General features: G+C 63.3%; 15 protein-coding genes and 3 pseudogenes. 14 read left to right on the forward strand and 4 right to left on the reverse strand.

Features of this window, described 5'->3' with window-relative positions; translation table 11 throughout:
• The first annotated feature begins 12 nt into the window (after window positions 1-12).
• Window positions 13-1,071, forward strand: coding sequence for an HlyD family secretion protein (locus JWR98_RS04120; protein WP_205489358.1), 1,059 nt, complete (start codon window positions 13-15; stop codon window positions 1,069-1,071).
• A complete protein-coding gene (locus JWR98_RS04125; RefSeq protein WP_205489359.1) occupies window positions 1,068-2,513 on the forward strand; it encodes an efflux transporter outer membrane subunit in 1,446 nt (481 codons plus the stop codon). Before JWR98_RS04120 ends, JWR98_RS04125 begins: the two co-directional genes overlap by 4 nt.
• Window positions 2,514-2,805: 292 nt before the next feature.
• Here JWR98_RS04125 and JWR98_RS04130 read toward each other — a convergent pair whose 3' ends face one another.
• Both JWR98_RS04130 and JWR98_RS04135 read right to left on the reverse strand, forming a co-directional pair.
• Window positions 2,806-3,510 carry a DUF3142 domain-containing protein gene (locus JWR98_RS04130; RefSeq protein ID WP_078730995.1) on the reverse strand — a complete coding sequence of 235 codons (705 nt, stop codon included), beginning with the start codon at window positions 3,508-3,510 and terminating at the stop codon, window positions 2,806-2,808.
• Complete coding sequence (locus JWR98_RS04135; protein ID WP_205489360.1) at window positions 3,507-5,666, reverse strand: PA5441 family protein; 2,160 nt, start codon at window positions 5,664-5,666, stop codon at window positions 3,507-3,509. The genes JWR98_RS04130 and JWR98_RS04135 overlap by 4 nt, the downstream gene beginning before the upstream one ends.
• 204 nt (window positions 5,667-5,870) lie before the next feature.
• On the opposite strand from JWR98_RS04135, the gene JWR98_RS04140 reads away from it, so the two are divergent.
• The 4 genes and pseudogenes from JWR98_RS04140 to JWR98_RS04155 all read left to right on the forward strand — a co-directional run bounded on the left by JWR98_RS04140 (window position 5,871) and on the right by JWR98_RS04155 (window position 10,542).
• Window positions 5,871-6,602: an efflux RND transporter periplasmic adaptor subunit gene (locus JWR98_RS04140; protein ID WP_225908557.1), complete on the forward strand. Its 732-nt coding sequence runs from the start codon at window positions 5,871-5,873 to the stop codon at window positions 6,600-6,602.
• On the forward strand, window positions 6,599-7,918 hold the full coding sequence (locus tag JWR98_RS04145; protein ID WP_205489362.1) for an efflux RND transporter periplasmic adaptor subunit: 1,320 nt from the start codon (window positions 6,599-6,601) through the stop codon (window positions 7,916-7,918). The genes JWR98_RS04140 and JWR98_RS04145 overlap by 4 nt, the downstream gene beginning before the upstream one ends.
• Window positions 7,918-10,014, forward strand: a complete 2,097-nt coding sequence (locus JWR98_RS04150; RefSeq protein ID WP_078730999.1) for an efflux RND transporter periplasmic adaptor subunit — start codon at window positions 7,918-7,920, stop codon at window positions 10,012-10,014. Before JWR98_RS04145 ends, JWR98_RS04150 begins: the two co-directional genes overlap by 1 nt.
• A gap of 13 nt (window positions 10,015-10,027) precedes the next feature.
• Window positions 10,028-10,542 (forward strand): annotated as a pseudogene (locus JWR98_RS04155) (GNAT family N-acetyltransferase).
• Here the strand turns inward: JWR98_RS04155 and JWR98_RS04160 are convergent.
• Both JWR98_RS04160 and JWR98_RS04165 read right to left on the reverse strand, forming a co-directional pair.
• Complete coding sequence (locus JWR98_RS04160; protein ID WP_078731001.1) at window positions 10,518-10,826, reverse strand: hypothetical protein; 309 nt, start codon at window positions 10,824-10,826, stop codon at window positions 10,518-10,520. The pseudogene JWR98_RS04155 and the gene JWR98_RS04160 overlap by 25 nt on opposite strands.
• A gap of 57 nt (window positions 10,827-10,883) precedes the next feature.
• Entirely contained in the window at window positions 10,884-11,471 is a 588-nt protein-coding gene (locus tag JWR98_RS04165; protein ID WP_078731002.1) for a phage tail protein, read from the reverse strand.
• 200 nt (window positions 11,472-11,671) lie between these two features.
• On the opposite strand from JWR98_RS04165, the gene JWR98_RS04170 reads away from it, so the two are divergent.
• From JWR98_RS04170 to JWR98_RS04205, 8 genes and pseudogenes are all read left to right on the forward strand, one after another.
• Entirely contained in the window at window positions 11,672-13,273 is a 1,602-nt protein-coding gene (locus tag JWR98_RS04170) for a glycosyltransferase family 39 protein (RefSeq protein WP_425273147.1), read from the forward strand.
• 109 nt (window positions 13,274-13,382) lie between these two features.
• Window positions 13,383-14,225 carry a sulfotransferase family protein gene (locus tag JWR98_RS04175; protein ID WP_078731004.1) on the forward strand — a complete coding sequence of 281 codons (843 nt, stop codon included), beginning with the start codon at window positions 13,383-13,385 and terminating at the stop codon, window positions 14,223-14,225.
• 53 nt (window positions 14,226-14,278) lie between these two features.
• Window positions 14,279-20,591: pseudogene (locus JWR98_RS30050) on the forward strand (Ig-like domain-containing protein).
• Between the two features lie 40 nt (window positions 20,592-20,631).
• On the forward strand, window positions 20,632-22,146 hold the full coding sequence (locus tag JWR98_RS04185) for a TolC family protein (RefSeq protein WP_205489363.1): 1,515 nt from the start codon (window positions 20,632-20,634) through the stop codon (window positions 22,144-22,146).
• Window positions 22,130-22,741, forward strand: coding sequence for an adenylyl-sulfate kinase (gene cysC / locus JWR98_RS04190; RefSeq protein ID WP_078731007.1), 612 nt, complete (start codon window positions 22,130-22,132; stop codon window positions 22,739-22,741). The genes JWR98_RS04185 and cysC overlap by 17 nt, the downstream gene beginning before the upstream one ends.
• A gap of 9 nt (window positions 22,742-22,750) precedes the next feature.
• On the forward strand, window positions 22,751-22,996 hold the full coding sequence (locus JWR98_RS04195; protein ID WP_078731008.1) for a DUF2789 domain-containing protein: 246 nt from the start codon (window positions 22,751-22,753) through the stop codon (window positions 22,994-22,996).
• Between the two features lie 101 nt (window positions 22,997-23,097).
• Window positions 23,098-24,590: pseudogene (locus JWR98_RS04200) on the forward strand (Fic family protein).
• Between the two features lie 70 nt (window positions 24,591-24,660).
• On the forward strand, window positions 24,661-24,807 hold the full coding sequence (locus JWR98_RS04205) for a hypothetical protein (RefSeq protein WP_205489364.1): 147 nt from the start codon (window positions 24,661-24,663) through the stop codon (window positions 24,805-24,807).
• Window positions 24,808-24,955: the final 148 nt, after the last annotated feature.

Below are 24,955 nucleotides of genomic sequence, written 5' to 3' on the forward strand. Positions count from 1 at the left end.
CAAGGACCTCTTATGAAACGCAAAGACAAAATGGCCGTCTCCGTCATCGCGGTATTTACCGTTGGTGTGCTGGTGTACCTGGTTGCGCCGGGCCTGTTGGGCAACAAACGCCAGAGCACCAACGATGCCTTCGTCGCCGCCGACTTCACCCTCGTCGCCCCGCGCGTGGCCGGGTTTATCAAGCAAGTGCTGGTGGAAGACAACCAACGGGTCAAGGCCGGACAATTGTTGGCGCTGATCGACGACCGCGATTTTCGCGCCGCCGCCCAGGCCGCCGATGCCGACACACTGGTCGCCCAAGCCCAGCTCAAAAATGCCACCGCGACCCTGGAGCGCCAAAGCTCAGTCATCGCCCAGGCTCAAGCCACCGTCGCCGCAGACCGCGCCGAAGTAGCCTTCGCCGAACACGAACTGAACCGCTACAACCACCTCGCCGGTGTGGGCGCGGGCACAGTGCAAAATGCGCAACAAGCCAAGACCCGCATCGACCAGGCCACCGCGCGCCTGGCCAAGTCCACGGCGGTGCTGACGGCCGAGCGCAAGCAAGTAGAAATCCTCACCGCCCAGCGCGATGCGGCCGAAGGTGGGCTCAAGCGTGCCCAGGCCGCACTGGAAATGGCCAGCTATCAACTGTCCTACACGCGCATCGTCGCGCCGGTGGACGGCATGGTTGGCGAACGTGCAGTGCGAGTGGGCGCCTACGTGACGCCGGGCAGCAAGATCCTCGCCGTGGTGCCGTTGGCCGAGGCCTATGTGGTGGCCAACTTCCAGGAAACCCAGCTTTCCCACATGCACGCCGGGCAGTCTGTGCAGGTACGCGTCGACAGCCTCGATGGCGAACTGCTCAACGGCCACCTGCAAAGCCTGGCGCCCGCGACCGGGGTGACCTTCGCCGCAGTCAAACCCGACAACGCCACCGGCAATTTCACCAAGGTGGTGCAGCGTATTCCGGTGAAGATCGTGCTCGAACCCAACCAGCCGCTGACCGAACGCCTGCGCGTAGGCATGTCGGTGGAAGCCAGTGTCGACACCCAACCGGTCGCGCACCCACGTGAGGTGGCCCAGCAATGAAACGAGTTGCCTGGCTCACCTTGAGTCTGATCAGCCTGAATGCCTGCACCGTAGGTCCGGATTTTCAGCGTCCGCAAACCCCACAGGTCACGCAATGGAGCGAGCCCCAAGGTCGTCAGGCCGACAGCCGGGCGGTCAGCGACCCGTTGCAAGAGCGCTGGTGGGACGTGTTCCACGACGAACAACTCTCGGCCCTCACACGCCGGGCCCTCACCGATAACCTCGACCTGAAACTGGCCAGCAGTCGTCTGGAGCAAAGCCGTGCCGTACGCCAGGTGACCACCGCCGAGCGTTATCCCGAGGTCAATGCCACAGGGGCTTACCAGCGTAAACGCAACAGCGGCAAAGGCTTGAGCGACCCCTCCGGCGAAAACGGCCGCGCCGCGTTCAATCAATGGGACATGGGCTTTTCGGCCGCCTGGGAGTTGGACTTCTGGGGCCGTGTAAAACGCGAAACCGAAGCCGCCGACGCCACCCTGCAAGTCGCCGAAAACGACCGCCGCGCCGTGCTGTTATCGGTGCTGGCCGAGACCGCCCAGGACTATATCCAACTGCGCGGGGTACAAAACACCCGCGCGGTCACCGAGCAAAACCTCGACGTCGCCCGCCACAGCCTCAAGCTTTCGCAACTGCGCCTGGCTGACGGCGTGGCGACGGATCTGGACGTGGCCGAAGCCGCTGCCCAGGTCGCCGCCGTCAAGGCGCGCCTGCCCGATCTGCAACAACGCCAGGACCAGTTGATCAACGCCCTGAGCCTGCTGATGGGCGAGCCGCCGCAGGCCCTGCACGCGCAACTGTCCAAGGACGCCGCTGTGCCACAAGCCCCGCGCCAGGTCGCCATCGGCCTGCCGTCGCAGCTTGCCGAACGCCGCCCGGACATCCGCCAGGCCGAAGCCCGCTTGCACGCAGCCACCGCCAGCATCGGCGTAGCCAAGGGCGATTTCTACCCGCGCATCACCTTGTCTGGCAGTCTCGGCTCCCAGGCCATGCAACTGGCGGATTTCGGCTCATGGGGCTCGCGCGCGTTCGCCTTCGGGCCGCAATTGAGCCTGCCGCTGTTCAACGGCGGGCGCCTGCAAGGCATGTTGAATCTGCGCGAAGCCCAACAACAGGAAGCGGCCCTGGCCTACCAGCACACCGTGCTGCGCGCCTGGCATGAAATCGACGACCAACTGACCCGCTACAACGCCAGCCAACTGCGCCGCGACAGCCTCGCCGAAGCCGTGCGCCAGAACCAGATCGCCCTGGTCACCGCCCAACACCAGTACGTCGAAGGCGTGGCGGATTTCGTCAATGTGCTCACTGTACAAAGCGCATTGCTGGCGACGCAGGAGCAGTGGGTGGAGAGTTCTACCGGCGTGTCGTTGGCGATGGTGGGGTTGTATAAAGCACTGGGAGGCGGCTGGGAGTCGGTGTACCCGTTACAGACGGCCAGGCGCTGACGTCCTGAAGTCGAACGCGGTCAAACCGTGGGAGCGGGCTTGCTCGCGAAAGCGGTGGGTCAGTGCCGAATGGGCTGACCGGCACGCTTCCGACATTCAGCACGGATATCAACTCTTTACTCTTTGCAACTTCGCCAATCCAGGGAATTAAGAATTTCTCAATCAACGAGGGCCAGGAAATGGTTTGAACAAGATCAGCACGTCTTGACTTTTCATGAGTCTCCAAACCTAAGTGTCCTGTCCGCGGACAGAGGACACTTTCTTGCACAGGTTCAACGCCGATGTCAGAACGTCAAGGATTCTGCAAAAACACCACATACCCCCGAAACCACTCACTCCCCTTCAAATACCCCGGCTCTAGCCACTCCCCACCTTGAATCAAACCAATCTTGAACGGCAGCCCCAACCGGTTCATCCGCGGCAGATACGCCGCGTAGTCCGGGATGCTGTGGCGCCCTTGATAGGTCTGCACCACCACTTCATCCACCACGCCCTTGAGCTGCGCGATGGCGGTGGGGTCGGCGTTGCTGCTCCAGTCCATCAGGCCGGTGATGCTCAGGCGTAGGTCGGCGGGCAGGCGTTGGCGCAGGTCACGCAGGAAATCGGCGTAGTCGTGCAGGTATTGGGTGCGGGCGTCGAAGTCGATCTGGATGCCGACCACCGGGTTGCCCGCGTCGCGCCAGCGTTGCACCTGGCCGAGCAGTTGGGTGTAGACCGCTTCCGGCCAGTGCAGGGTATGGGCGCGGTACACCACCCAGACTTGGCCTTCGGTGAGGCGCGGCACGCTGATGCCCTGGGCGATCATCCGCACGCCACGCTGCGGCGCGCGGCGGGTGGAGTTGATCTGGCCCTGGAGGATATACAGGGTCTTGGCCTGTTTGAGCACCGGCTGGGGGGCAACGCCGCTCCACAGCCAGAAGGCGTCGTAGTCGCGGGCGTCGACGGCGGCGAAGGCCGGGCTTGCCAGCAACAGCAAGCCTAGCCACAGGTATTTCACCAGTAGTACTGCAGCGAGTTGCCCCACTCGGTGTCGGCGAAGCCGGTCTTGAGCTGGCGGAACCAGGCCTTGCGCACGGCGGGCTCGACATCCTTGCCACCGCAGCTGTTGTAGCCCGCCGGTGCGTAGCAGTTGATGGCGCGGAACAGCGCATAGGCCTTGTCGTTCTTCGGCGCCTTGGCGTCGCCGATCACCTGTTTGTAACCGTCGAGCCGCGAGAAGGTTTCACCCTGGAACTGCGATGCGGTAGCACCCAGGCTGCCGGCGGCGCGAGCCTGTTCCAACGGCATGCCGTCCAGGCTGTTACGCAGGATGAATTCGCCCAGGCAGTTCAGGCCCTGAGGGTTCTTCGCGTCGTTTTGCAACGTGGCGGCGGTTTGCGCGATGGTCGGGCAGGCATAGCCGGATTCGGCTTTGTCGCCGTTCCACTGGAACAGCTTCAACGCCTGGCCGCCGCTGTAGACGTAGCCCAGGCTGGTGCCCAGTTTGTCTTCAGAGGCCTGGGCCGGCAGTTGTTTGAAGTCGTCGGCGAAGGTCGCGAACTGGCGGTGCAGCAGGTCTTTGTAGAGCAGCACGAACTGTGCGGTCTGGCGCTCCAGCGGGTCACTGGCCTGAGCGATCTGCTGGCGCAGCAGTTCAGGCCCGGCGATGTTGCGCAGCAGGATATAACGCACTTGCTTGGCGCTGATCGGCGAGTCGCTGGCGAACACCTTGGCCAGCTGGCCGCTGCGCTCGTAGTTCATGGCCAGGGCCAGTTCCAGTTGATCGCGCTGCAAGGGCAGCTTGGCCAGTGGCAACAGCTGCAGCCACAAGGCTTGCGCGCCTTTCCAGTCGTTTTTGGCTTCCATCGCCAAGGCGCGCAGGGTCTGTTGGCTGAAGGCGAAGTAGTCCAGGCTCGATGGCACGTCCTGCGGCAGGTACTTCAAGGCGTTGTCGGGTTGATGCTCGACGTACAGCGCGAAGGCCGCCTGCAGGTACTCGAACACCTCAGGCCTGTCGGCAAACGTGGCTTTTTGCGCGTCGAGGTCTTCACGGGTCAAGGACGGCTTGGGGGCGGCGCGCATCGAGCGCAGGTCGGTCACCACTTGCATCATCGGGTTCTTGACGCTGCCGCCCCAGACCATCAGCAACTTGAGGTCGGCTTCTTCCACCAGCGCGTCCAGGGACACGTTGCGTTGGGCGTCGGTGGCTTCGGTCATTTGCCAGGCGAAGTCTTCGGAGAGCTTGTCGGAATCGTCCGCGAGCCAATGCACGCGGCGCAACAGGCCGCGGGCGGAGGTTGCATATTCACCCTGTGGATAAGTCTCCAGATAGCTGAGGAAGCCTTTTTCGGCAGCGCTCAGGGCGGACTTATCCACATGATCGAGTTGCGGCATGTCGTATTGGTCGAACGCTTCGGCCTGCGCCTGGTTCAGCGAGGTGCGCGCGGTCATGTACTGCCCGGTCTCCTTCAGCCAGGGCAGTTCACTGCTGCTGACGGCGGCAAAACCACGCTCGGCGTCACTGAAACGCCCGCTGTAGAAGTCGGCGGCGGCTTGTAGATAAGTGCCCAGCAGGCGGCCGTTGGACGATTCGATCGGCTCGGCGACCACCGGGCCGTCCCAGTTACAAGTGGTGAGCAACTGCACGCGCGCGTTTGCCAACAGCTGACGTTCCGCTGCGGGCATGTCGGCCTTGATCACCTGCCTGATAAACGCGGTGGCGCTGCTCTCGTCGTTGCTGCGGCAGCGGCTGCCTTCGCCTCCAAGGAAGGCCTCGCCAGCGGTTTTTGACGCTTCGTGGGTGATGCCCAGCGAGCTCAGCAGGGGCTCGAGTTCGACGGTTGGCGCGTCGTCCGAGTCGGGTTCGGTCTCTGCGTTGGCGGCGCGGTTAAGGATATACACCGGAAACGGCACCGGGCCAAAACCCTGGGACAGGTCATCGTCGTTCAAGGCGTCGGGGGCCAACGGTGCGACTTTTTTGTCGGCCAGCAACAGGCGCAGGTTTACACGGCTGTCGTTGCCTGGACTGAGGAAGGGCTGGTTGCTGCAGGTATCGAGACGGTCGCGCGAAACCCGCCAGTCGGGGTAGCAGGTATCGTCGGAACTGGCCTGTGCCTGCAATGAAATAGCGGCCAGCAATGCCAGTGCCAGGGGTGACAGAAAACCGATGCGCATGACGTGTCCTTGATCCTGAGTCCATGGAGGGCGTCAATAATAGCCTGATCCGACAAAAGCGAGGGTGAAGGCCTACACAAATCAAAGATTTGTCCGATTGGCCGCAGTGGCAATTTAATCTCGCTGACCTAGACTGCGTGCATGTCAGGGAGGAGCAAATGTATGAAGCTGTTGCATGGATGGGTATTGAGTTTCTCCTGCTTCATGGGCGTGGCGCCGATGGCGATGGCTGACGACCCGTTACTGGATCACTCGACCGTGACCACCGCCACCACGGACAGCGAAGCACGGGGTGTGCTGCGTGCGCGTGACCAGGCGGTGCTGGCGAGCGAATTGTCCGGGCGCATCGTCGACCTGCCGTTCAGTGAAGGCGAGTCGTTCAAGAAGGGCGACACGCTGGCGCGTTTTGACTGTTCGGGTTACCAGGCCCAGCTCAATGCCGCTTCGGCGGCCAGTCGCGGCGCCGGTGAAGAGCTGGCCCACAACAAGCAACTGGCGGCGCTTAATTCGGTCGGCCGTTTTGAAGTGGCCCGCGCCGCAGCCAAACTGACCGAAACCCAGGCTCAATCCCAGGTCTACCAGGTGCAGGTCAAGCGTTGCAGCGTGCTCGCGCCGTTTGATGGCCAGGTGGTGCAGCGCAAGGTTCAACGCTATGAAAGCGTTGCCGCCGGCTCGCCGCTGCTGGAAATCGTCGACAACCGCAGCCTGGAAATCCACCTGCTGGTGCCGTCGCGCTGGATGGGCAAGCTCAAGCCTGGGCAGACGTTCAACTTCACCCCCGATGAAACCGGCCAAGCGTTCAGCGCCACGGTCAAACGCCTGGGCGCTCGCATTGATGAAGGCAGCCAGACGCTGTTGCTGGTGGCCACGGTGTCCAATGCCACCGGCTTGATGGCCGGCATGAGCGGCACGGCCCATTTTGCGCACCTGCAATGAACGCGCCGATGCCGGGACACTCCGAGCGGGTGTTCGCCCAGTTTCTTGATCTTGAGCGCCAGACCCGTGCCGCGCGCAGCACCGAACAACTGGCCTACAGCCTGGTCAACGACGGTCAGCCGCTGTTCGGTTACCGTCATGCGGCGCTGTTGATTGCCGGCAAGGTCAGGGCGGTGACCGCTGTGAGCAGCGTCGACCCGAACTCGCCGTTTGTGGCGTTCGTCGAACAGGCCGTGGCGCAATTGCACAAACAATCGTTGGTGCAGACCGCCCGCGTGATCCCCAGCGAACAATTGAGCGCACAGGTGCAGGCCGACTGGCAGAGCCTGTCCGCTGGCCATGTGTTCTGGCTGCCGTTGATCGACCCCCAAGGCCGTGTGTTCGGTGGTGTGTGGCTGGCGCGGGATACCCCGTGGAACCCGGCCGAACAGGTGCTGCTGGCCCAACTGGGCGATACCTACAGCCATGCCTGGCATGCGCTGCAACCGCGCCAGCCGTGGCGGTTGCGCCTGACCGGCAAGCGCCGCGCGCTGGTGGTGGTTGTGTTGTTGCTGTTGTTGCTGATTCCGGTGCGCCAGTCGGTGCTGGCGCCCGCCGAAGTGGTGCCGCTGGCCGGGCAAGTGGTGGCGGCGCCGTTGGACGGTGTGATTGCCGAATTCCTGGTCAAACCCAACCAGCCGGTCAAGGCCGGAGATCTGCTGTTGCGCTTCGAAAGCACCACCCTCACGGCCCAGGCCGACGTGGCCGCGCGCGCCCTGGGCGTGGCCGAAGCCGAACTCAAGGCCAACGCCCAGCGGGCCTTTGCCGACGCCGAGTCGAGTTCGCGCATTGACTTGCTGGCGGCGCGGGTCGAGCAAAAACGCGCCGAACGCGACTATGCCCGCGAGCTGCTCAAGCGCAGCGAAGTGCGCGCCGAACGTGCCGGTATCGCAGTGTTTGCCGACGCCGAGCGCTGGACCGGCAAACCGGTACAGACTGGCGAGCGCCTGTTGCAGATCGCCGACCCCGCCCAGGCTGAGCTGCGCATCGAACTGGCGGTGGGCGATGCGATTGCCCTGGCGCCGAACGCCCAGGTGGCGCTGTTTCTGGACAGCGACCCGTTGCAACGCCACCTCGCCACCCTGCAACGCGCCGCCTACGAGGCCCAGCCCACGCCGGGCGGGCAATTGGCCTATCGCCTGGACGCGCAGTTCGATGACGCGCCACCGCGCATCGGCCTGCGCGGCACTGCGAAAATCTTTGGTGAGCGCGCGCCACTTGCGCTGTACCTGTTGCGCCGACCGCTGGCGGGCCTGCGCCAGAGCGTGGGGCTTTGATGGGCCTGCCCAAATTGCGCGACGACCTGCAACTGTCCAGCGCCGGTGCCGCCCTGGACGGTTCGCCGCGTTGGACCCTGGCCGACCCGGTGCGTGGGCGCTATTTCAAACTCGGCGCCACGGCTATCCGGTTGCTGCGTCACTGGTCCCTGGGCGATGCGGACAAGGTCCTGCAGGCCGCCAACCGTGAACCGGGCTTGCCCCTGGGCGGCAGCGAAGTGGATGAGCTGTTGGGTTTTCTGCGCGCCCACGACCTGATCGCCGCCCTTGATCCCGAACAACGGGCCAGCTACCTGTATAAAGCCGCCGCCCAGAAGCAAACCCTGTGGCAGGTGCTGCTGCACCAATATCTGTTTTTTCGCATTCCACTGTGGCGCCCTGACGCTTTCCTCAACCGTGCCTGGCCATGGCTGGCGCGGTTCGGGCCGGGCCTGCTGCGCTACGGTTTGCCTGTTGTCCTGGGCCTGGGCGTGTTTCTGGTGGCGCGGGACTGGCAGCGTTTTCTGGCGACCTTCCCACACCTGTTCAGCCTGGGAGGCGCCCTGGCATTCGGGGTGGCGTTGTTCTTCGCCAAGCTGTGCCACGAATTTGGTCATGCATTCATGGCCAAGCGTGCCGGGTGTCGGGTGCAAAGCATGGGCATCGCGTTCATGGTGTTGCTGCCGATGTTCTACACCGATGTCAGCGACGCCTGGCGTGTGAATGACCGCCGCGCCCGGCTGCTGATCGGCGCCGGCGGCGTGATGGCTGAGTTGCTGCTCGCCTGCGTTGCGTTGCTGGCCTGGTCGCTATTGCCTGACGGCCCCGCGCGCACGGCGGCGTTCATGTTGGCCAGCGCCACCTGGCTGACCACCCTGGCGATCAATCTCAACCCGTTCATGCGCTTTGATGGTTACTTTTTGATCAGCGACCTGTGGGGCGTGGATAACCTGCAAGGCCGTGCTTTCGCCCTGTGCCGCTGGCGCTTGCGCGAGCTGTTGTTCGGTTATGGCGAGCCGGCACCGGAGCCTTGGTCACCGACAATGCGCCAGCGCCTGTTGTGGTGGGGCTACCTGGCGTGGCTGTGGCGCGCGGCGCTGTTCCTGGGGATCGCGTTGGCGGTGTATCACCTGTTTTTCAAACTGCTCGGGATCTTCCTGATGCTGGTGGAATTGGTCTGGTTCATCTTTCTGCCGGTGTTCAAGGAATGGCGCCAATGGTGGAGTCGGCGCAGCCAGGCTCATACGCCCAGGGTCGTGCTCACCGGGCTTGGCGTGCTGATGGTGGTGCTGGCGCTGGTGCTGCCGTGGCGCAGCGCGGTGGAATTGCCGACGATGCTCGAAGCGGGGCGCGCGAGTGCGTTGCATGCGCCGGTGGCGGCGCGGGTCAAGGCGCTGAAGGTCGCGGATGGGCAGGTCGTGACCTCGGGCCAGGTGCTGGTCGAACTGGAGTCCCCGGACCTGGATGCGCGACAGAGCATCGTGCGCCGCGAAGTGGAGATCCTGCAGTTGCAGATGCGTCGCCAGGCCGGGCGCAGCGAAACGGCGGCGGACGCCGGCATCAATGACCGGCGTTTGTCCCAGGCCCTGGCTGAATACCGAGGCTTGGCCGCCCAGCGCGAGCGCCTGTTGTTGCGCGCGCCCCATGCCGGGACCGTGCGCGATGTGTTGCCGCAATTGAGTCCGGGCCGCTGGCTGTCGCCCAAGGACGCACTGGCGCGCGTGGTCGAGGACGGTGCGCGCCTGCGCGGTTACCTGGCGGAGGCCGAGTTGTGGCGCGTGTTGCCAGGGGCGACCGGGCGGTTTATTGCCGATGACCCGATGCACGCGGCGATTGCGGTGGAACTGACGGAGATCGATGCCAATGGCGTGGCGTATCTGGATCAGGAGGCGTTGACCTCCGATCACCACGGGCCTATCGCTGTGCGCCGCGATGAAAACCAGCGGCCGGCACCGGTCCAGGCGCAATACGGCGCGCGGTTCAAGAGTGTGCAACCGATCCCCACGCCCCACCAGCCATTGCGCGGCGTGGTGGTGTTGCAAGGGCGCAGCGAATCGGTGCTGGGCGTGGCCTGGCGCCGCGCGGCTGCGCTGGGGGTCAGGGAAAGCGGTTTTTGACAGGAGTCACGCGATGTTGAACAAGGAGGGCGCGTTGGCGCAGGGCCTGGTGGTGCGTCCGTCACGCAGCACCGATGGGCCGTTTTTGCAGGGCCTGTACCGCTCGCGCGCGCCGATCTGCAATGGATCGATGGCGAGCAGGCGCTGGTCGAGGAGGTCATCGCCCAGCAGTTCCAGGTCCAGGAGGCGGGCCTGGACTCGCATTTTCCCGGTGCGCTGCATTACGTGGTCGAGAAGCTGGGGACGCCCATCGGCGCACTGAGTGCCGACTTCGGGCCGAATGAGATCCGCGTGCTGTACCTGGCGTTTATCCCGGCCGCTCGCGGCCAGGGTTTTGGCCGCGTGGTGTTGCAAGGGGTGCAGCGGGCCGCGGCCCAGGTGGTCTGCCCGGTGACCACCGTGGTCTGGGCGAGCAACCCCCATGCGCGCCAGCATTACCTGGCGCTGGGGTTTCGGGTGGAGGAAGACACTGCCGCCGCGCAGCGGTTGGTGTGGTACCCGTCTCAGTTGAACACGATGCAGAAATAACCGCGTTCGGCGTCCCGGCCCATGGCGGGCTCGCGGGACACAAACACCTGTTCCAGGCACACGTCCGGCAGCGGCAGGCAGCATAGACCGTCGACGAAATCGGTAGGGCCGAGGCTGCTGAGCAATACGCTGAATGCCCCGCGTGGGCTGTTCGGCAAGGTCGCTTGGGGCGCCTCGCGTACACGTTCGATTTGAATCGGCAGCGCCGAGCCATCCGGCAGGTAAAGCAGGTTGCTGCCTCCCAGCAACGGACGAAAATGTTCAGAGGTGACCAGGTTCAACATAAGCGTGGCTCCGCTTCAAAAGCGCCGAGGCACTTAAGCCTCGGCCGAGGGATGGCATCAGTCGCGTGACGGAAAGTATCCGCTCAGGGCAATGCTGAAGTTGATGACCAGAAAGGGGTTCATGCTGCCCATGGGCTGGCCTTGGCCGGCGGGGTCAATGGTGCCGGTCAAGGTGGTGCTCACGCCTTTGAGCGGCACCGGGCTGGCGCCCTGTTGGTCTGAGTAGATGCTGGCGCTGCCCGGGCCAGTGCCGGAAGCACCGATAAACGAGTTAGTGGCGGTGGGTGTGTTGACCGGGTTGCTGGCGGCGTTGGTCAATTGCACCGAGGTGCTGGCGGTGAGTGCCGCGATCCCATGGGTGTGAGCGGGCAGGTTGGCCAGCGTGGCGGTGACGCTTTCGGTGCCGGAAACTTCGCCGATAACGCGCGGCGTCAAGCCAAGGCCACCCCCTTGGCCGACAGGCAGGCGACCTTGCAGGTTGGGCAGCATAAACGTTGTCGATCCGTTGCCGCCGTAGGTGATGCCGATCAGGGCGAACAGCGTCTGGTACTGACTTAGGGAGAGGGTTTGGCCGGCGCACAAAGCCCAGTCCCGAGGGGCGAAATTAAACGCGAAGGGTTGGATAGTGCCGATGAATACTTCCATGGATCGTTCATCCTTGTAGAGGCTCTATAGAGGGGGACGGCCCTCGAAGGGGGCGTCATCGCAGAGCGTAGACGCAGGTTTCGCCGACTGCCCGACGCTTTCGAAACAGTGAGCGAATAGGGGCCGTTTGGCTTACAGTGGCGCTGGTTTATGCACGTGCATGTTTTTCCCTGGAAACGGGCAGTACTGAGGGATTTGTGGTGCGAAGGTGGGTAGGACAAAACGAGAAGATCGGCGCCTTTGCCCTGTTCGACGGTGCCTGGGCGGGCGCCGGCTGGCTCAGCCGCTTGTGGTGGTTGCCGATACTGGGGCTGGCCATGGCCCTGCGCTTTTACGGCCTGACCGCGGCGGCGGTCTGGGGCGACGAAGGCTCGAGCCTGCTGCTCAGCGAATACGCCCTGGACGACCTGTGGTTTCACGCCGCCCACGATGTTCACCCACCGCTGTATTTTTTCATGCTGCGCGGCTGGATCGAGTTGTTTGGCGATGGGATCTGGTCGATCCGCAGCATGAGCGCGATCCCTGGCGTGGCGGTCGTGGGCCTGGGTATCTGGCTCACCCGGCAGCTCTCGTCGCGGCGCGCGGCCGTGCTGGCGGGCGTACTGCTGGCGCTGTTGCCCACCGCGGTGCGCTACAGCCAGGAAGTGCGCATGTATGCCCTGCTCGGTGTGTGGCTGCTCGGTGCCACCCTGGCGCTGGTGTACTGGGTGCGCCGCCCGGAACGTGCGCGTTATCTGGTCGTCTATGGGTTGCTGATGACTGCCGGTTTCTACACCCACTACTTCACCGCCCTGTGCGTACTGGTGCACTGGGCCTGGCTGGGGCTGTTGTGCACGTCGCAACCGCCGGGCCAGCGCCTGATCATGTGTCGCGGTTGGTGGCTGGCTAACGTCGCCATTGTGCTGCTTTATCTGCCCTGGCTGCCGAACCTGCTGGACCTGGTGCAGCACGTCGAGCAACTCAAGGTCGGCGGCGATATCGGCTGGGAAGAGCCGGTCAACCTGTTCTCGGTGCCGTCGATGATCTGGCAATTCGTGCTCCAGGACGAAGGCCTGGACCTCTGGCCGCCGCTGTTCTGGCTGTTCCCGCTGCTGTGTCTGGCCGTGGTGGGCATCGCCGCCTGGCGTGATCGCGAGCGTCATCGCCCGGCGGTGCTGCTGGCGCTGTTTTTCTTGCTGCCGCTGCTGTTGGTGTATGCGGTGTCGTTTATCTCGCCCGTATTTATCGAGCGCTACCTCACCGTTTACGCCCTGGCATTGCCGATACTGGTGGCGGTCGCGATCGACCGTCTGCCGTCGCGCCTGGCGTGGCTCGGAGCGGCGTTGTTCGCGCTGTTGGTGGGAGTCGAACTGCTGGGGCTGAAGAATAACTTCGCAGTGGATGAGCACGACCAGTTCAACGTGCCGGTGGAATTCGTCAATCGCAATTACCAGGAAGACGACCGCATCGTCCTCAGCGACATGATGTGGTACCTCAGCTACGTGTATTACGACCAGACCGACGCGCAACTGCAGCTCTATACTCCGCCCAAACCCGACGGCACGCCGACCCGACCGAATGCCTATGGCTTCGGCACCCTGGTGGACCAGGACGGCGGGCGTATTTATCTCGACCGTTTGTCCGCATTACCGGCCGATACCCGACGCGTCTGGCTGATCAGCAGCAACGACGGGCCGGACGAATTTGCGCCCTTGCCCGACGGCTGGCGCTTGATCAGCCAACAAGACGGCGGCGGCGCGAGGGCGCGTTTATATGTGCTGTGTCGCGGACCTGATGCCGCGCAGCCTGTAAATTGTCACTAATCTCCGTTTGGTATTAACGGAATATCAAAATAGTGGCAACTGACCACTTTCAACTTTGCAATCCTCAGCTACGCTTGCATGACAAAACGGATTTTTGTCCTACAAAGTGGTGAACGGATTGCAGTATCACTTTATCTCCGGACTGCCGCGTTCCGGTTCGACCTTGCTCTCTGCGATTCTCCTGCAGAACCCGCGTTTTCACGCCGGCATGAGCAGCCCGGTGAGCCCCTTGTTCAATGGGGTGCTGGCGCAATGCAGCGCGGGCAGCGAGTTCGGCTCGGTGATCGACGCCGGCACCCGCCGCCGCCTGCTGCGCGGGTTGTTCGACGCTTATTACGCCGACAAGTCCTCCACACCCGTGGTGTTCGATACCAACCGCCAATGGTGCGCGCGCATGCCCGCGCTGCATGACCTGTTCCCACAGGCCAAGGTGATCGCCTGTGTGCGCAACGTGGCCTGGGTGCTGGACAGCCTTGAACGCCTGTACCGCGCCAACCCGTTCGAGAACACCAAACTGTTCAACGACGATGACGAGCGCAACACCGTCTACAGCCGCTGCGAAACCCTGGCCCAGCGCAATCGCCTGGTGGGCTTTGCCTGGACCGCGCTCAAAGAGGCGTATTACGGCGAGAACGCCGAATCGCTGCTGGTGGTTGATTACGACTTGTTGAGCCAGGCCCCGGAGCGGGTGATGCGGCTGGTGTACGACTTTATCGGCGAGCCCTGGTTCGAACATGATTTCAACCACCTGACCTACGACGCGCCGCTGTTCGACCAGGCGCTGGGCCTGGCCGGCCTGCACAAGGTCAAGCCCAAGGTCGCGCCACAGGCACGGCGAACGCTGTTGCCGCCGGACTTGTTTGAGAAGTATGCCTCGCTGTCGTTCTGGCGCGATGGGTCTGCCAGCGCGGCCAATGTCATTCGTATGAAAACCGACGCCGCAATCAGCTGATTGCGGCGTTTCCTTTGTTGCGTATTCAAGTCGTTCGAGTCCGGGTGATCATCATGTGGTGGAGCAAAGGCAAATCGCGGGTAACCGAGGGCACACACACCCCGGCATCGCCAATGATCATGTTCCTGGAACCGCGCATGCTGTTCGACGGCGCGGTGGCGGCCACTGTGGCCGATGCCGCGCAGCCGGATGCCCAGCCCACGGCCGAGGCGGCCAAGACACCCACGGCGGATCAGCCGGCGGACACCCACGCGCCACAGGGCCAGGTCGATGCGACCCAGGCGGCGGTGCCGGGCAAGAGCGTGTTGTTCGTCGACTCCCGAGTCAAGGATTCCGCCAGCCTGCTCCAAGGCGTGGCGCCCGGTACCCAGGTGGTGCAACTGGAGGCGAGCAAGGACGGCTTGCAGCAGATCGCCGATTACCTGGACAGCCACCAGGGCGTGAGCTCGGTGCAGATCATCGCCCACGGGAATGCTGGCGATCTGTGGCTGGGCAACAGTTACGTGTCGGCGGATAACGTGCAGGCTCGCGGCGATGTGCTGGCGCGGATCGGTCAGGACATGAACGTCGGCGGCGATATCCTCATCTATGGCTGCTACACCGCCGAAGGCGACCGTGGCCTGAGCCTGGTCGATTCATTGGCGCAATTGACTGGCCGCGATGTGGCGGCGTCCACTGACCGCACCGGCCTGGGCGGCGACTGGGACCTGGAAATCGCCACCGGCAACATCGAAAGCGCCAACGTGCTGTCCGCCAGCGCCATGAGCGAGTACCAATGGGGCCTGGCCACCTGGACCGCCACCAACAACCTCAACACCGGCGTCGGCTCCTTGCGCGCGGCCCTGGCGTCCGCACAGAACGGCGACATCGTCACGTTCAATAACACCATGACCATCGGGCTGACTTCGGCGCTGGTGGTCAACAAGAACGTCACCATCGACGGTGATCTCAATAACGACAACGTGGCCGACGTGACGCTCGACGGCCAGTTCCGCACCCAGATCCTGAACGTGACATCCGGCACCACGGCCACCCTCGATGGCCTGGTCATTACCCGGGGCATGGCGGCCGGCAATGGCGGGAATGGCGGCGACGATGCGCTGGTGTCCCAGGGCGGCGGTATCTACAACGCCGGCACCTTGACCCTGAAGAACGTCACCGTGACCGCCAACGCCGCTTCCGGCGGTGGCGGCGGCGGCGGTGTAACGCCGCAATACGCCGGCGGCGGCGGCGGTGGTGGTGGCGCGATCAGCGGTGGTACCGGTGGCAAGGGCGGCGATACGCTCAACTCCACGGGCAGCAATGGCACTGCGGGGCAGGGCGGCGCGGGCGGCGGCTTCTTCAATATCGGCGGGCGTGGCGGTTCCACCACGGGTGGCGCCGGCGGTGCGGCGTATCCGGGTTATAGCACCGGCTCGGCCGGTGGTACGGCCAGCAGTGGCGGATTGTCCATCGGCGGTGGCGGTGGGGGTGACGGGTACGACAACTTCGGTGGCGACGGCGGCGGCGCGGTGGGCGGGATCTACAACGACACCGGCGCGACCCTGCGGATCATCGGTAACTCGACCATCTCCAACAACGTCGGCGCGGGCGGTGGCGGTGGGGGTGGCGGAGCCGGCGGCAGCTATCTTCAGGCAGGCGGTGCGGGCGGTGTCGGGGTCGGCGCTATCTGGAACAAAGGCTCGATCCTGATCACCGCCGCCAACTTCGCGGCACTGGCCGGCAACGTTGGCGGCAGTGGCGTGGGCGGCACCAGCGCGGGCACCGCGGGTGTTTCGCCGTCCTCGGTGGCCAACGTCTACGGCGATGGCGGCACCATCAACACCAACTATGTGCCGGACGAGACGCCGCCCACCGCGACCGTCGTGGTGGCCAACACCAACCTGAACTCCGGCGGCACCTCGACGGTGACCATCACCTTCTCCGAAGCCGTGACGGGCCTCACCGCGGCGGACCTGACGGTGCAGAACGGCACCGTCGGTACCTTGACCACTGGCGACGGCGGCGTCACCTGGACTGGTACGTTGACCGCGGCCAGCAACATTGCCGACACCACCAACATCATCACCCTGAACAACGCAGGCGTGGCCGACCTGGCCGGTAATGCCGGTGTGGGCACCACCGACTCGAACAACTACATCGTCAACGATACCGTGGCGCCCACGGCGTCCATTGTGGTGGCTGACACCGCCCTCAGGATCGGCGAAACCTCGACGGTGACCATCACCTTCTCCGAGGCTGTCTCCGGCTTTACCACGGCAGACCTGACCGTCGCCAACGGCTCGATCAGCGGTCTGAGCACCAGTGACGGAGGCATCACCTGGACCGCCACGCTGACGCCGGATGCGCCTGTCACCGATACCTCCAATCTGATTGTCCTGAACAACACCGGTGTGGCGGACCTCAACGGCAACGCTGGCATGGGCACGACCAACTCCAACAACTACGCCATCGACACGCAACGCCCAACCGCCACCATCGTGGTAACCGACACCAGCCTGAGCGTCGGTGAAACCTCCGTGGTAACCATCACCTTCACCGAGGCCGTGAGCGGTTTCACCCTCGCCGACCTGACCGCTGCCAATGGCAGCTTGAGCACGCTGAGCAGCAGCGACGGGGGTATCACCTGGACTGCAACGCTCACCCCGACGGCCAGCATCAGTGACACCACCAACCTGATCACCCTGACCAACAGCGGTATTGCCGACCTGGCCGGCAACGTCGGCAGCGGCACCACCGACTCGAACAACTACGCCGTCGATACCCAGCGTCCGACCGCCGCCATCGTGGTGGCCGATAGCGCGCTGAACATCGGCGAAACGTCGCTGGTCACCATTACCTTCAGCGAGGCCGTCACCGGTTTCACCCTGGCCGATATGACCGTCGCCAACGGCTCCTTGAGTGGGCTGAGCAGCAGCGACGGCGGTATTACCTGGACCGCCACGCTCACGCCGAGCGCCAGCACCAGCGATGCCACTAACCTGATCATTCTGGCCAACACCGGAGTGGCGGACGCGGCCGGTAACGCCGGCAGCGGCACCACCAGCTCCAACAACTATGCGGTCGACACCCAGCGCCCCACCGCCAGCATCGTGGTGGCCGACAACGCGTTGAGCGTCGGCGAAACCTCGCTGGTCACCATCACGTTCAACGAAGCAGTGACAGGTTTTACCGCCGCCGACCTGACGGTTGCCAACGGCACGCTCACCGGCCTGAGCAGCGGCGACGGCGGTATCACCTGGACCGCGACGCTCACGCCCAGCGCCAGTCTCAGCGACAGCAGCAACCTCATCACCCTGGACAACACCGGCGTGACTGACGCGGCGGGCAACGCCGGCAGCGGCACGACCGACTCCAACAACTATGCCATCGACACCCAGCGTCCCACCGCCACCCTCGTGGTTGCCGACACGGCGATTGGCGTTGGCGAAACGTCGGTGGTGACGATTACCTTCAGCGAGCCGGTGACCGGTTTCACCCTGGCCGACCTGAGTGTCACCAACGGTAGCCTGAGCGGCCTGAGCACCAGCGACAACATCACCTACACCGCAACCTTCACACCATCGGCGGCGTCAGTGATGCCACCAACCTGATCACCCTCAATAACACCGGTATTGTCGACGGTGCAGGCAATTCCGGCAGCGGCACCACCGATTCCAACAACTATGCCGTCGACACGCTGCGCCCGACCGCCACCCTCGTGATCGCCGATACGGCGCTGAGCGTCGGCGAAACGTCGTTGGTCACCATCACCTTCTCCGAAGCGGTGACTGGTTTTGACAATTCGGACCTGAGCGTGGCCAACGGCACATTGAGCGCAGTCAGCAGCAGCGATGGCGGCCTCACCTGGACGGCCACCTTTACTCCAGCCCTTGGGGTCAGCGACTTGTCCAACGTCATCACCCTGAACAACACCGGCGTCAGCGATGCGGCGGGCAACACCGGTACCGGCACCACCAACTCCAATAACTACCAGGTCGACACCAACGTGCCGACGGCGACCATTGTGATTGCCGATACCACGTTGAGCATCGGCGAGACTTCGTTGGTCACCGTGACCTTCAACTCGGCGGTCAGCGGGTTCGACAATTCGGACCTGACCGTCAGCAACGGCACACTCAGCACCATGAGCAGTACTGACGGTGGCGTCACCTGGACGGCCACCTTCACCCCGAGCGCCAGCATTGCCGATACCAGCAACCTCATCACGCTGGACAATACCGGCCTGATCAACGGCGCGGGTAACGCCGGCGTGGGCACCACCGACTCCAACAACTACGCGGTCGACACGGTGCGCCCCACCGCGAGCATCGTCGTGGCTGACACCGCCATTGCCGCCGGCGAGACCTCGCTGGTAACCATCACCTTCAACGAGGCCGTGACGGCGTTCACCAGCGCTGACCTGACAGTGGCCAACGGCGTGCTCTCGGGGCTGAGCAGCAGTGATGGCGGTATCACCTGGACCGCCACGTTCACGCCGACCAATGGCATCACGGACAGCAGCAACCTCATCACGCTCAACGATGGTGGCATCGTCGACCTGGTCGGCAACGCCAATGTCGGCAGCACCGATTCCAACAACTATGCGCTGGACACCCAGCGTCCAACCGCAACGATTGTGCTGGCCGATTCCAGCCTCAGTGTCGGCGAGACCTCGCTGGTGACCATCACCTTCAGCGAGGCCGTCACCGGGTTCAGCAACGATGACCTCAGCGTTGGCAATGGCACGCTGAGCGCGGTGAGCAGCAGCGACGGCGGCCTGACCTGGACCGCCGTCTTCACCCCGACCCTCGGCGTGCGCGACACGACCAACCTGATCGTCCTGGACAACGCCGGCGTGAGTGACGCGGCGGGCAACACCGGAACCGGTACCACCAACTCGGCCAACTACAGCATCGATACGCAGGTGCCGACGGCCACTATCGTGGTCGCCGATACGGCGCTGAGCATTGGCGAAACCTCCCAAGTGACCATCACGTTCAACGAGGCCGTGAGCGGTTTTGACAACAGCGACCTGAGCGTCAGCAATGGCACGCTGAGTAACCTGTCGTCCACCGACGGCGGCATCACCTGGACGGCCACGTTCACGCCAAGTGCGAGCATTGCCGACACCAGTAACCTGATCACCCTGGACAACACCGGCGTCGTCAACGTCTCGGGCAACGCCGGCGTGGGCACCACCGACTCCAACAACTACGCGGTCGACACCCAGCGTCCGACCGCGACGATCTCGGTGGCGGACAGCAACTTGGGCATCGGCCAGACCACCACCGTGACCATCGGCTTCAGTGAAGCGGTCAGCGATTTCGACCTGTCGGACCTGAGCGTGGCCAATGGTGTGTTGTCCAACCTGGCCAGCAGCGATGGCGGTAAAACCTGGACCGCCACCCTGACGCCTACGGCGGCCATCAGCGACGCCACCAACCTGATCGTGCTGGACGCCGGCCTGGTGGATGATGCCGCCGGTAACGCCGGTAACAGCATCGTGATTTCCAACAACTTTGCCATTGATGGTGAGCGGCCCACCGCGACCATCAGTGTGGCAAACCCCAACCTGACAGTCGGGCAAACCACCACCGTGACCTTCACCTTCAGCGAGAGGGTCAGCGGCTTCGAGCTCGATGACCTCAGCGTGGCCAATGGCACCTTGTCCAACCTGGCCACCAACGATGGCGGCAAGACCTGGACCGCAACCCTGACACCGACGGCCAATATCAACGACCCGAGCAACTTCATCACGCTGGACTCCAGCTTGGTGACGGACCTGGCGGGCAACGCCGGCAGCGGTTTTGCCAACTCCAACAACTTTGCGATCAACACCATCGCGCTGACGGGCGACCCCTTGTTTCGCGTCACCGCGCCGGCTGCGCCTGTGGACGCACCGAACCAGCCGTTGCAGCCGATCATCTTCGGCGGCCGGGGGGCGATCTGGGTTCGCCGATCGGCTTCCCGCCGTTGTTCGAGCAGCGTGAGATGGGCGCGGGCTTGCCGCCTATCGGCAGCATCTTCATCAATAACGGCGCTTCATCGCCCAGCTTTATCGCTCAGGTGTTCACCACCGACGGCAGCGGGGACGGCAGTGGCCAGGGCTTCCTCGGTTTTGGTGGCGGCGATGGCGGGGTGTTTGGTTCAAGCACTCTCTCGGGGCTGTTCAACCGCGAGAACAGCGGCGACGACGGTGGCGTCAGGGCGTTCGATAACAAGTCGATCAAGGGCAGTGGCGATGCCGGCCAGGGCTTGCGTGGCGCGTTTGGCGCTCCAACTCTGGGCCAGCAACTGCAACAGATCAAAGACACGGAGCATCGTAAGGTGATGGACCTGGCGGCCGCGCTGCAACAGGTCGGCATCAGCGAAATGCAGGCTTGAACACACTCCCATTTTGCGCAGGAACAGGGGTATTACAGGGATGAAGACAGGTCAAAAGTTATGCGGCGCCAGCCTGCTGGCGCTGGCGATCAGCGGTTGCGCAGTCACCAGTGAGCCGATTGAACGCAGTGTCAGTGAGCAGCGAGCCCGCAGCGATTTGCACGGCATGTACACCAATCAGGAGCCTCTGAACGGCCCGCTGACGCTGCATGAGGCCATGGCCCGCGCGGTGAAATACAACCTCGAAGGGCGCTTGAAGGTGATGGAAGAAGCCTTGGCCAAGCGCCAGTCGGACCTGTCCAGCTTCGACATGCTGCCGCGCATGGCACTGTCCGCCGGCTACGCCGGGCGCAATAACACCAACGCCTCCAGCAGCCAGAGCGTGCGCACCGGTACGCAGTCCCTCGAACCGTCCACCTCCCAGGACCGCGACCGTCGCGTGGCGGACCTGACCATGGTGTGGAACGTGCTCGACTTCGGTGTCAGCTACATCAGCGCCAAGCAGCAGGGCGACCAGCGCCTGATCATCCAGGAGCGTCGACGCAAGGTGATCAACACCATCGTCCAGGACGTGCGCTCGGCTTATTGGCGGGCGGTGGCCGCCGAACGTTTGCTGAGCCAGATCGACAGCCTGATGGCGCGCGTTGATCAGGCTCAGGCCAACAGCCAGAGCATGAGCGAGCAGCGCATCGGCGACCCCGTGCAGGCCCTCGGCTACCAGCGCTCGCTGATCGAAGCCACGCGCCAATTGCAGGAGCAGCGTCGCGCGCTGTCCCTGGCCAAGACCGAACTGGCCACGCTGATCAACCTGCCCATGGGCACCGACCTGAAACTGGCCACGCCGGACGATTACACCGTGCCGCAACTGAAGGTCAACCTGGCCAGCCTGGAACAGGAAGCCCTGGCCAACCGGCCCGAACTGCGCGAGCAGGACTACCAGACCCGCATCAGCGCCGCCGAAACCCGTAAAGCCATGCTGCGCCTGCTGCCGGGCCTGGAGTTTTCCGCGGGTGGGCACTACGACAGCAACTCGTTCCTGGTGGACAACCGCTGGGCCGACTACGGCGCCAAGATCACCTGGAACCTGTTCAACGTCATCTCCGCCCCGGCCGCCATCGACGTGGCCAAGGCCGGCGAAGAAGTCGCCACCGCGCGGCGCCAGGCCATGTCGATTGCCGTGCTGGCGCAAGTCTACGTGGCCAACGCCAACTACCAGGACGCGGTGCGTCAGTTCAAGACCAACGAACAACTGGCCAGCATCGACGGGCAAATCCTCACCCAACTGCGCAACCGCCACCAAGCCGCCGGCTTGGGTGAACTGGACCTGATCCAGGGTGAACTCAATACCCTGCAAGCCGACCTGCGTCGCGACCTGGCCTACGCCGACCTGCGCAACGCCTACGGCCAGATCTTCGCCAGCGCCGGGCTCGACCCGCTGCCCGAGCAACTGGACTCCGACCGCGTGCAGAGTATCGCCACCGCGCTAGCCAGCCGCGAATCGGCGTGGGCTGCCGGCAACATCACCGCACCGGTACCGCGTGCCGTTGGCCCGTAACCTGGTGGCGCCGACGGCAAGCATCACGCGCCGTCAGCGCGAGGCGCGTCATGGGCATCGCAGCGTGGCGATCCTGCTCACCGGCTTGCCCGCCTCCGGCAAGTCGACCCTGGCCCAAGGGCTGCACGCCGCGCTGTTCGAGCAAGGCCGGCAAAGCATCGTGCTCGACGGCGATGCCTTGCGCGGCGGCCTCAATAAAGACTTGGGCTTTGCCGACAGCGACCGCGAGGAAAACATCCGCCGTGCCAGCGAACTGGCGGCGCTGCTGGTGGAGAACGGGCAGATCGTGATCCTGGCCATGATCGCGCCGCTGACCCAATTGCGGGCGGTGTTTGCCGAACGCTTGGGCGCGGATTATCGGGAAGTGTGGTGCAGCGCCTCCTTGGCGGTGTGCGAAGGGCGCGACCCCAAAGGCCACTACGCGCGAGCGCGGCGGGGCGAATTGCCGGGGTTTACCGGCGTGGGTTCATCCTATGAACCGCCGGCGGCTGCCGCGTTGGTATTGGATACCGGCGTGTTGTCGGCGCAGCAGTGCGTCGAGCGGTTGCTGGCCTGGCTGGCACCTGGGTTAGACTCTGGAGAATCAACTTCTTAGGAGCTCGCCATGGAATCGCCAGTGCACAGCTTGCCGTCATTGTTCAAACAGCTGGGTTTGCCGGATGATCCGAAAAGTATTGATCAATTCCTGACCAGTCATTCTCCGCTTAAACCGGATCTGAAATTGGCCGACGCGTTTTTTTGGTCCGACAGCCAGCGGACTTTTTTGCGTGAGGAGATTTTGGACGATGCGGATTGGGCGGTGGTGGTGGATGAGTTGAATCTGATGTTGCGCAATGGGCGAAGGGTGTAAAAAAATCTTTTGAAAGTTATGGTTTTGTAAAAAAAAATGGTGAGCAGTAAAAAAATCTGGGCTTTAACCGCCTGAGTGATTTTTTTCTGGGGAGATTCACCTTGGCAACAGTCGGATATGCCCGTCTATGTGAAGTACTGGATCTAAAGGTTGTTGCGCTCCCGCGTGTGGCAATGATTAAACCCGTGACCAGAATCACTCTAATCGGTACTTGTCTGGCTGTCCCGGCCACCGTGGCGCCCGCCCCGATGCATTATTTGACCATGTGCTGTTTGCTCTCAAGCATGAGGGCGTGAATTTGACTGTTCTCGCTCAGGTTTTTGAACGGCTTGGGTCTGAGCCCTTTTTGGCGGGATTAACGGAATCGCCAAACGGTGCGTTTATCCGCAAAGCCTGTTTTTTATGGGAGGGGTTAACGGGGCGGGTGCTGGATTACTCCATGCCTGTTCGGGGCCGCGTCGTTGCCTTGTTCGATCCCGAGCGCTACGTCACCGGCCCCAGCATCCGCAATAGCCGCTGGCGTGTGGATTTCAACGGTTTGGGTTCGCTGCATTACTGCGCCACCGTGGAGTGAACGCCTGAGCTGGCTGCATTGTTGGCGCTCAATGTGCTGGACCGCGCCAAATCCTTCATGGCCACCCTCCCACCCGAAATGATGGACCGCGCCATCCAGTGGGCTTACCTGCACGAAACCCGCGATTCGTTCGCCATCGAAAAAGAACAACCGAGCGAAGAGAAATCCCGCCGCTTTGTTCATCTGTTACGCCAGGCTCATGAAGGCCGCTTGCTGACCGAGGACTACTTGGTAGACCTGCAGAACAGCACCGTCTCCAACCCCTTCGACAAAGCCGTCGCGTTTCGCCATGAGCAGAATCATCTGCACAATGGCCTGCGCGGTGCGGCGGGCGTCAGCTATGTTCCTCCAGCCCCTGAGCTTTGCCAGGAACTGATGGAAGAGCTGATGGCCTTCGCCAATCAACCCGTGCGCGACGTCGACCCGCTGGTAGCCGCGGCCGTTACCGCGTTCGGCTTCGTATTCCTGCACCCATTCATGGACGGCAACCGGCGCCTGTCGCGCTTCCTGATCCACCAAACACTCTGCCACTACGGCGCACTGGAAAACGGCCTGCTGCTGCCGGTGTCCGTCGCGATGAAACACGAAGAGCAGGCCTATCTGGCGGCACTCAAAGCTTTTTCCCAGCCGACGCGGGAATTCTGGAACGTTACGTGGCTGGACGGCGATCAAATGGCCTTCGACTTCATCGGCCATCCCTCGATCTACCGCTACTGGGACGCCACTCACTGCGTCGAATTCACCCTGCAAATGGCCCGCCGTGCTCTGGAAGTAGAACTGCGTGAAGAAACCGAATTTCTTGACCGTTACGACCGCGTGATCAAGGCCGTGAACCAACGCTACGACGTGCGCGGCAGTGATTTATCGAGGTTGGTGATGATGTGCCTGGATAACGACGGCAAGGTTTCGAAGCACCAGCGTAAGCAGTTTCAGTACAGCGTGTCGGAGGAGGTGTTTGAGTTTATTGAGCAGGAGGTGGGGCATGCTCTGCGCGAAATTGGGAAATTTCCTATCGACTAAACGGAAGTGGACGATAGTGGCGGGTGTTAGTGATTGTTTCTGAAGGAGTCAAAGTCTGGAGCGTATGGCGATGGTGCGAAAAATCCTGACCGCCAAATCTGACAGCCAAAACCTCCATCACCTGGTTACGGCCACAGTGGTCTCCCTGCGCGATGGCTTGGACATGATGGGAGAAATCCAGCGCCGCCTGGATGGCCAGGCCGCACAGCAATCCTGAAGCCAACACCGACCCAAATGTGTGAGGGGGCTTGCCCCCGATGAGGGAGTGTCAGCGCATGCATCAATGACTGGCCCACCGCAATCGGGGGCAAGCCCCCTCCCACATTGGTCCTGCGGTGTTGTCGTTGAATCGCTCCATCCATCGA

The organism is Pseudomonas lactucae, from assembly GCF_016937615.1.
Lineage (GTDB): Bacteria > Pseudomonadota > Gammaproteobacteria > Pseudomonadales > Pseudomonadaceae > Aquipseudomonas > Aquipseudomonas lactucae.

Excerpts from the sequence above, each read along its gene's own strand:
- JWR98_RS04195 (WP_078731008.1), top strand. The coding sequence starts at position 22,751 with ATGGAATCGCCAGTGCACAGCTTGCCGTCATTGTTCAAACAGCTGGGT.
- JWR98_RS04205 (WP_205489364.1), top strand. The coding sequence starts at position 24,661 with ATGGTGCGAAAAATCCTGACCGCCAAATCTGACAGCCAAAACCTCCAT.
- JWR98_RS04125 (WP_205489359.1), top strand. The coding sequence starts at position 1,068 with ATGAAACGAGTTGCCTGGCTCACCTTGAGTCTGATCAGCCTGAATGCC.
- JWR98_RS04160 (WP_078731001.1), bottom strand. The coding sequence starts at position 10,826 with ATGTTGAACCTGGTCACCTCTGAACATTTTCGTCCGTTGCTGGGAGGC.
- JWR98_RS04150 (WP_078730999.1), top strand. The coding sequence starts at position 7,918 with ATGGGCCTGCCCAAATTGCGCGACGACCTGCAACTGTCCAGCGCCGGT.
- JWR98_RS04120 (WP_205489358.1), top strand. The coding sequence starts at position 13 with ATGAAACGCAAAGACAAAATGGCCGTCTCCGTCATCGCGGTATTTACC.
- JWR98_RS04185 (WP_205489363.1), top strand. The coding sequence starts at position 20,632 with ATGAAGACAGGTCAAAAGTTATGCGGCGCCAGCCTGCTGGCGCTGGCG.
- JWR98_RS04145 (WP_205489362.1), top strand. The coding sequence starts at position 6,599 with ATGAACGCGCCGATGCCGGGACACTCCGAGCGGGTGTTCGCCCAGTTT.
- JWR98_RS04135 (WP_205489360.1), bottom strand. The coding sequence starts at position 5,666 with ATGCGCATCGGTTTTCTGTCACCCCTGGCACTGGCATTGCTGGCCGCT.
- JWR98_RS04140 (WP_225908557.1), top strand. The coding sequence starts at position 5,871 with ATGGGCGTGGCGCCGATGGCGATGGCTGACGACCCGTTACTGGATCAC.
- JWR98_RS04165 (WP_078731002.1), bottom strand. The coding sequence starts at position 11,471 with ATGGAAGTATTCATCGGCACTATCCAACCCTTCGCGTTTAATTTCGCC.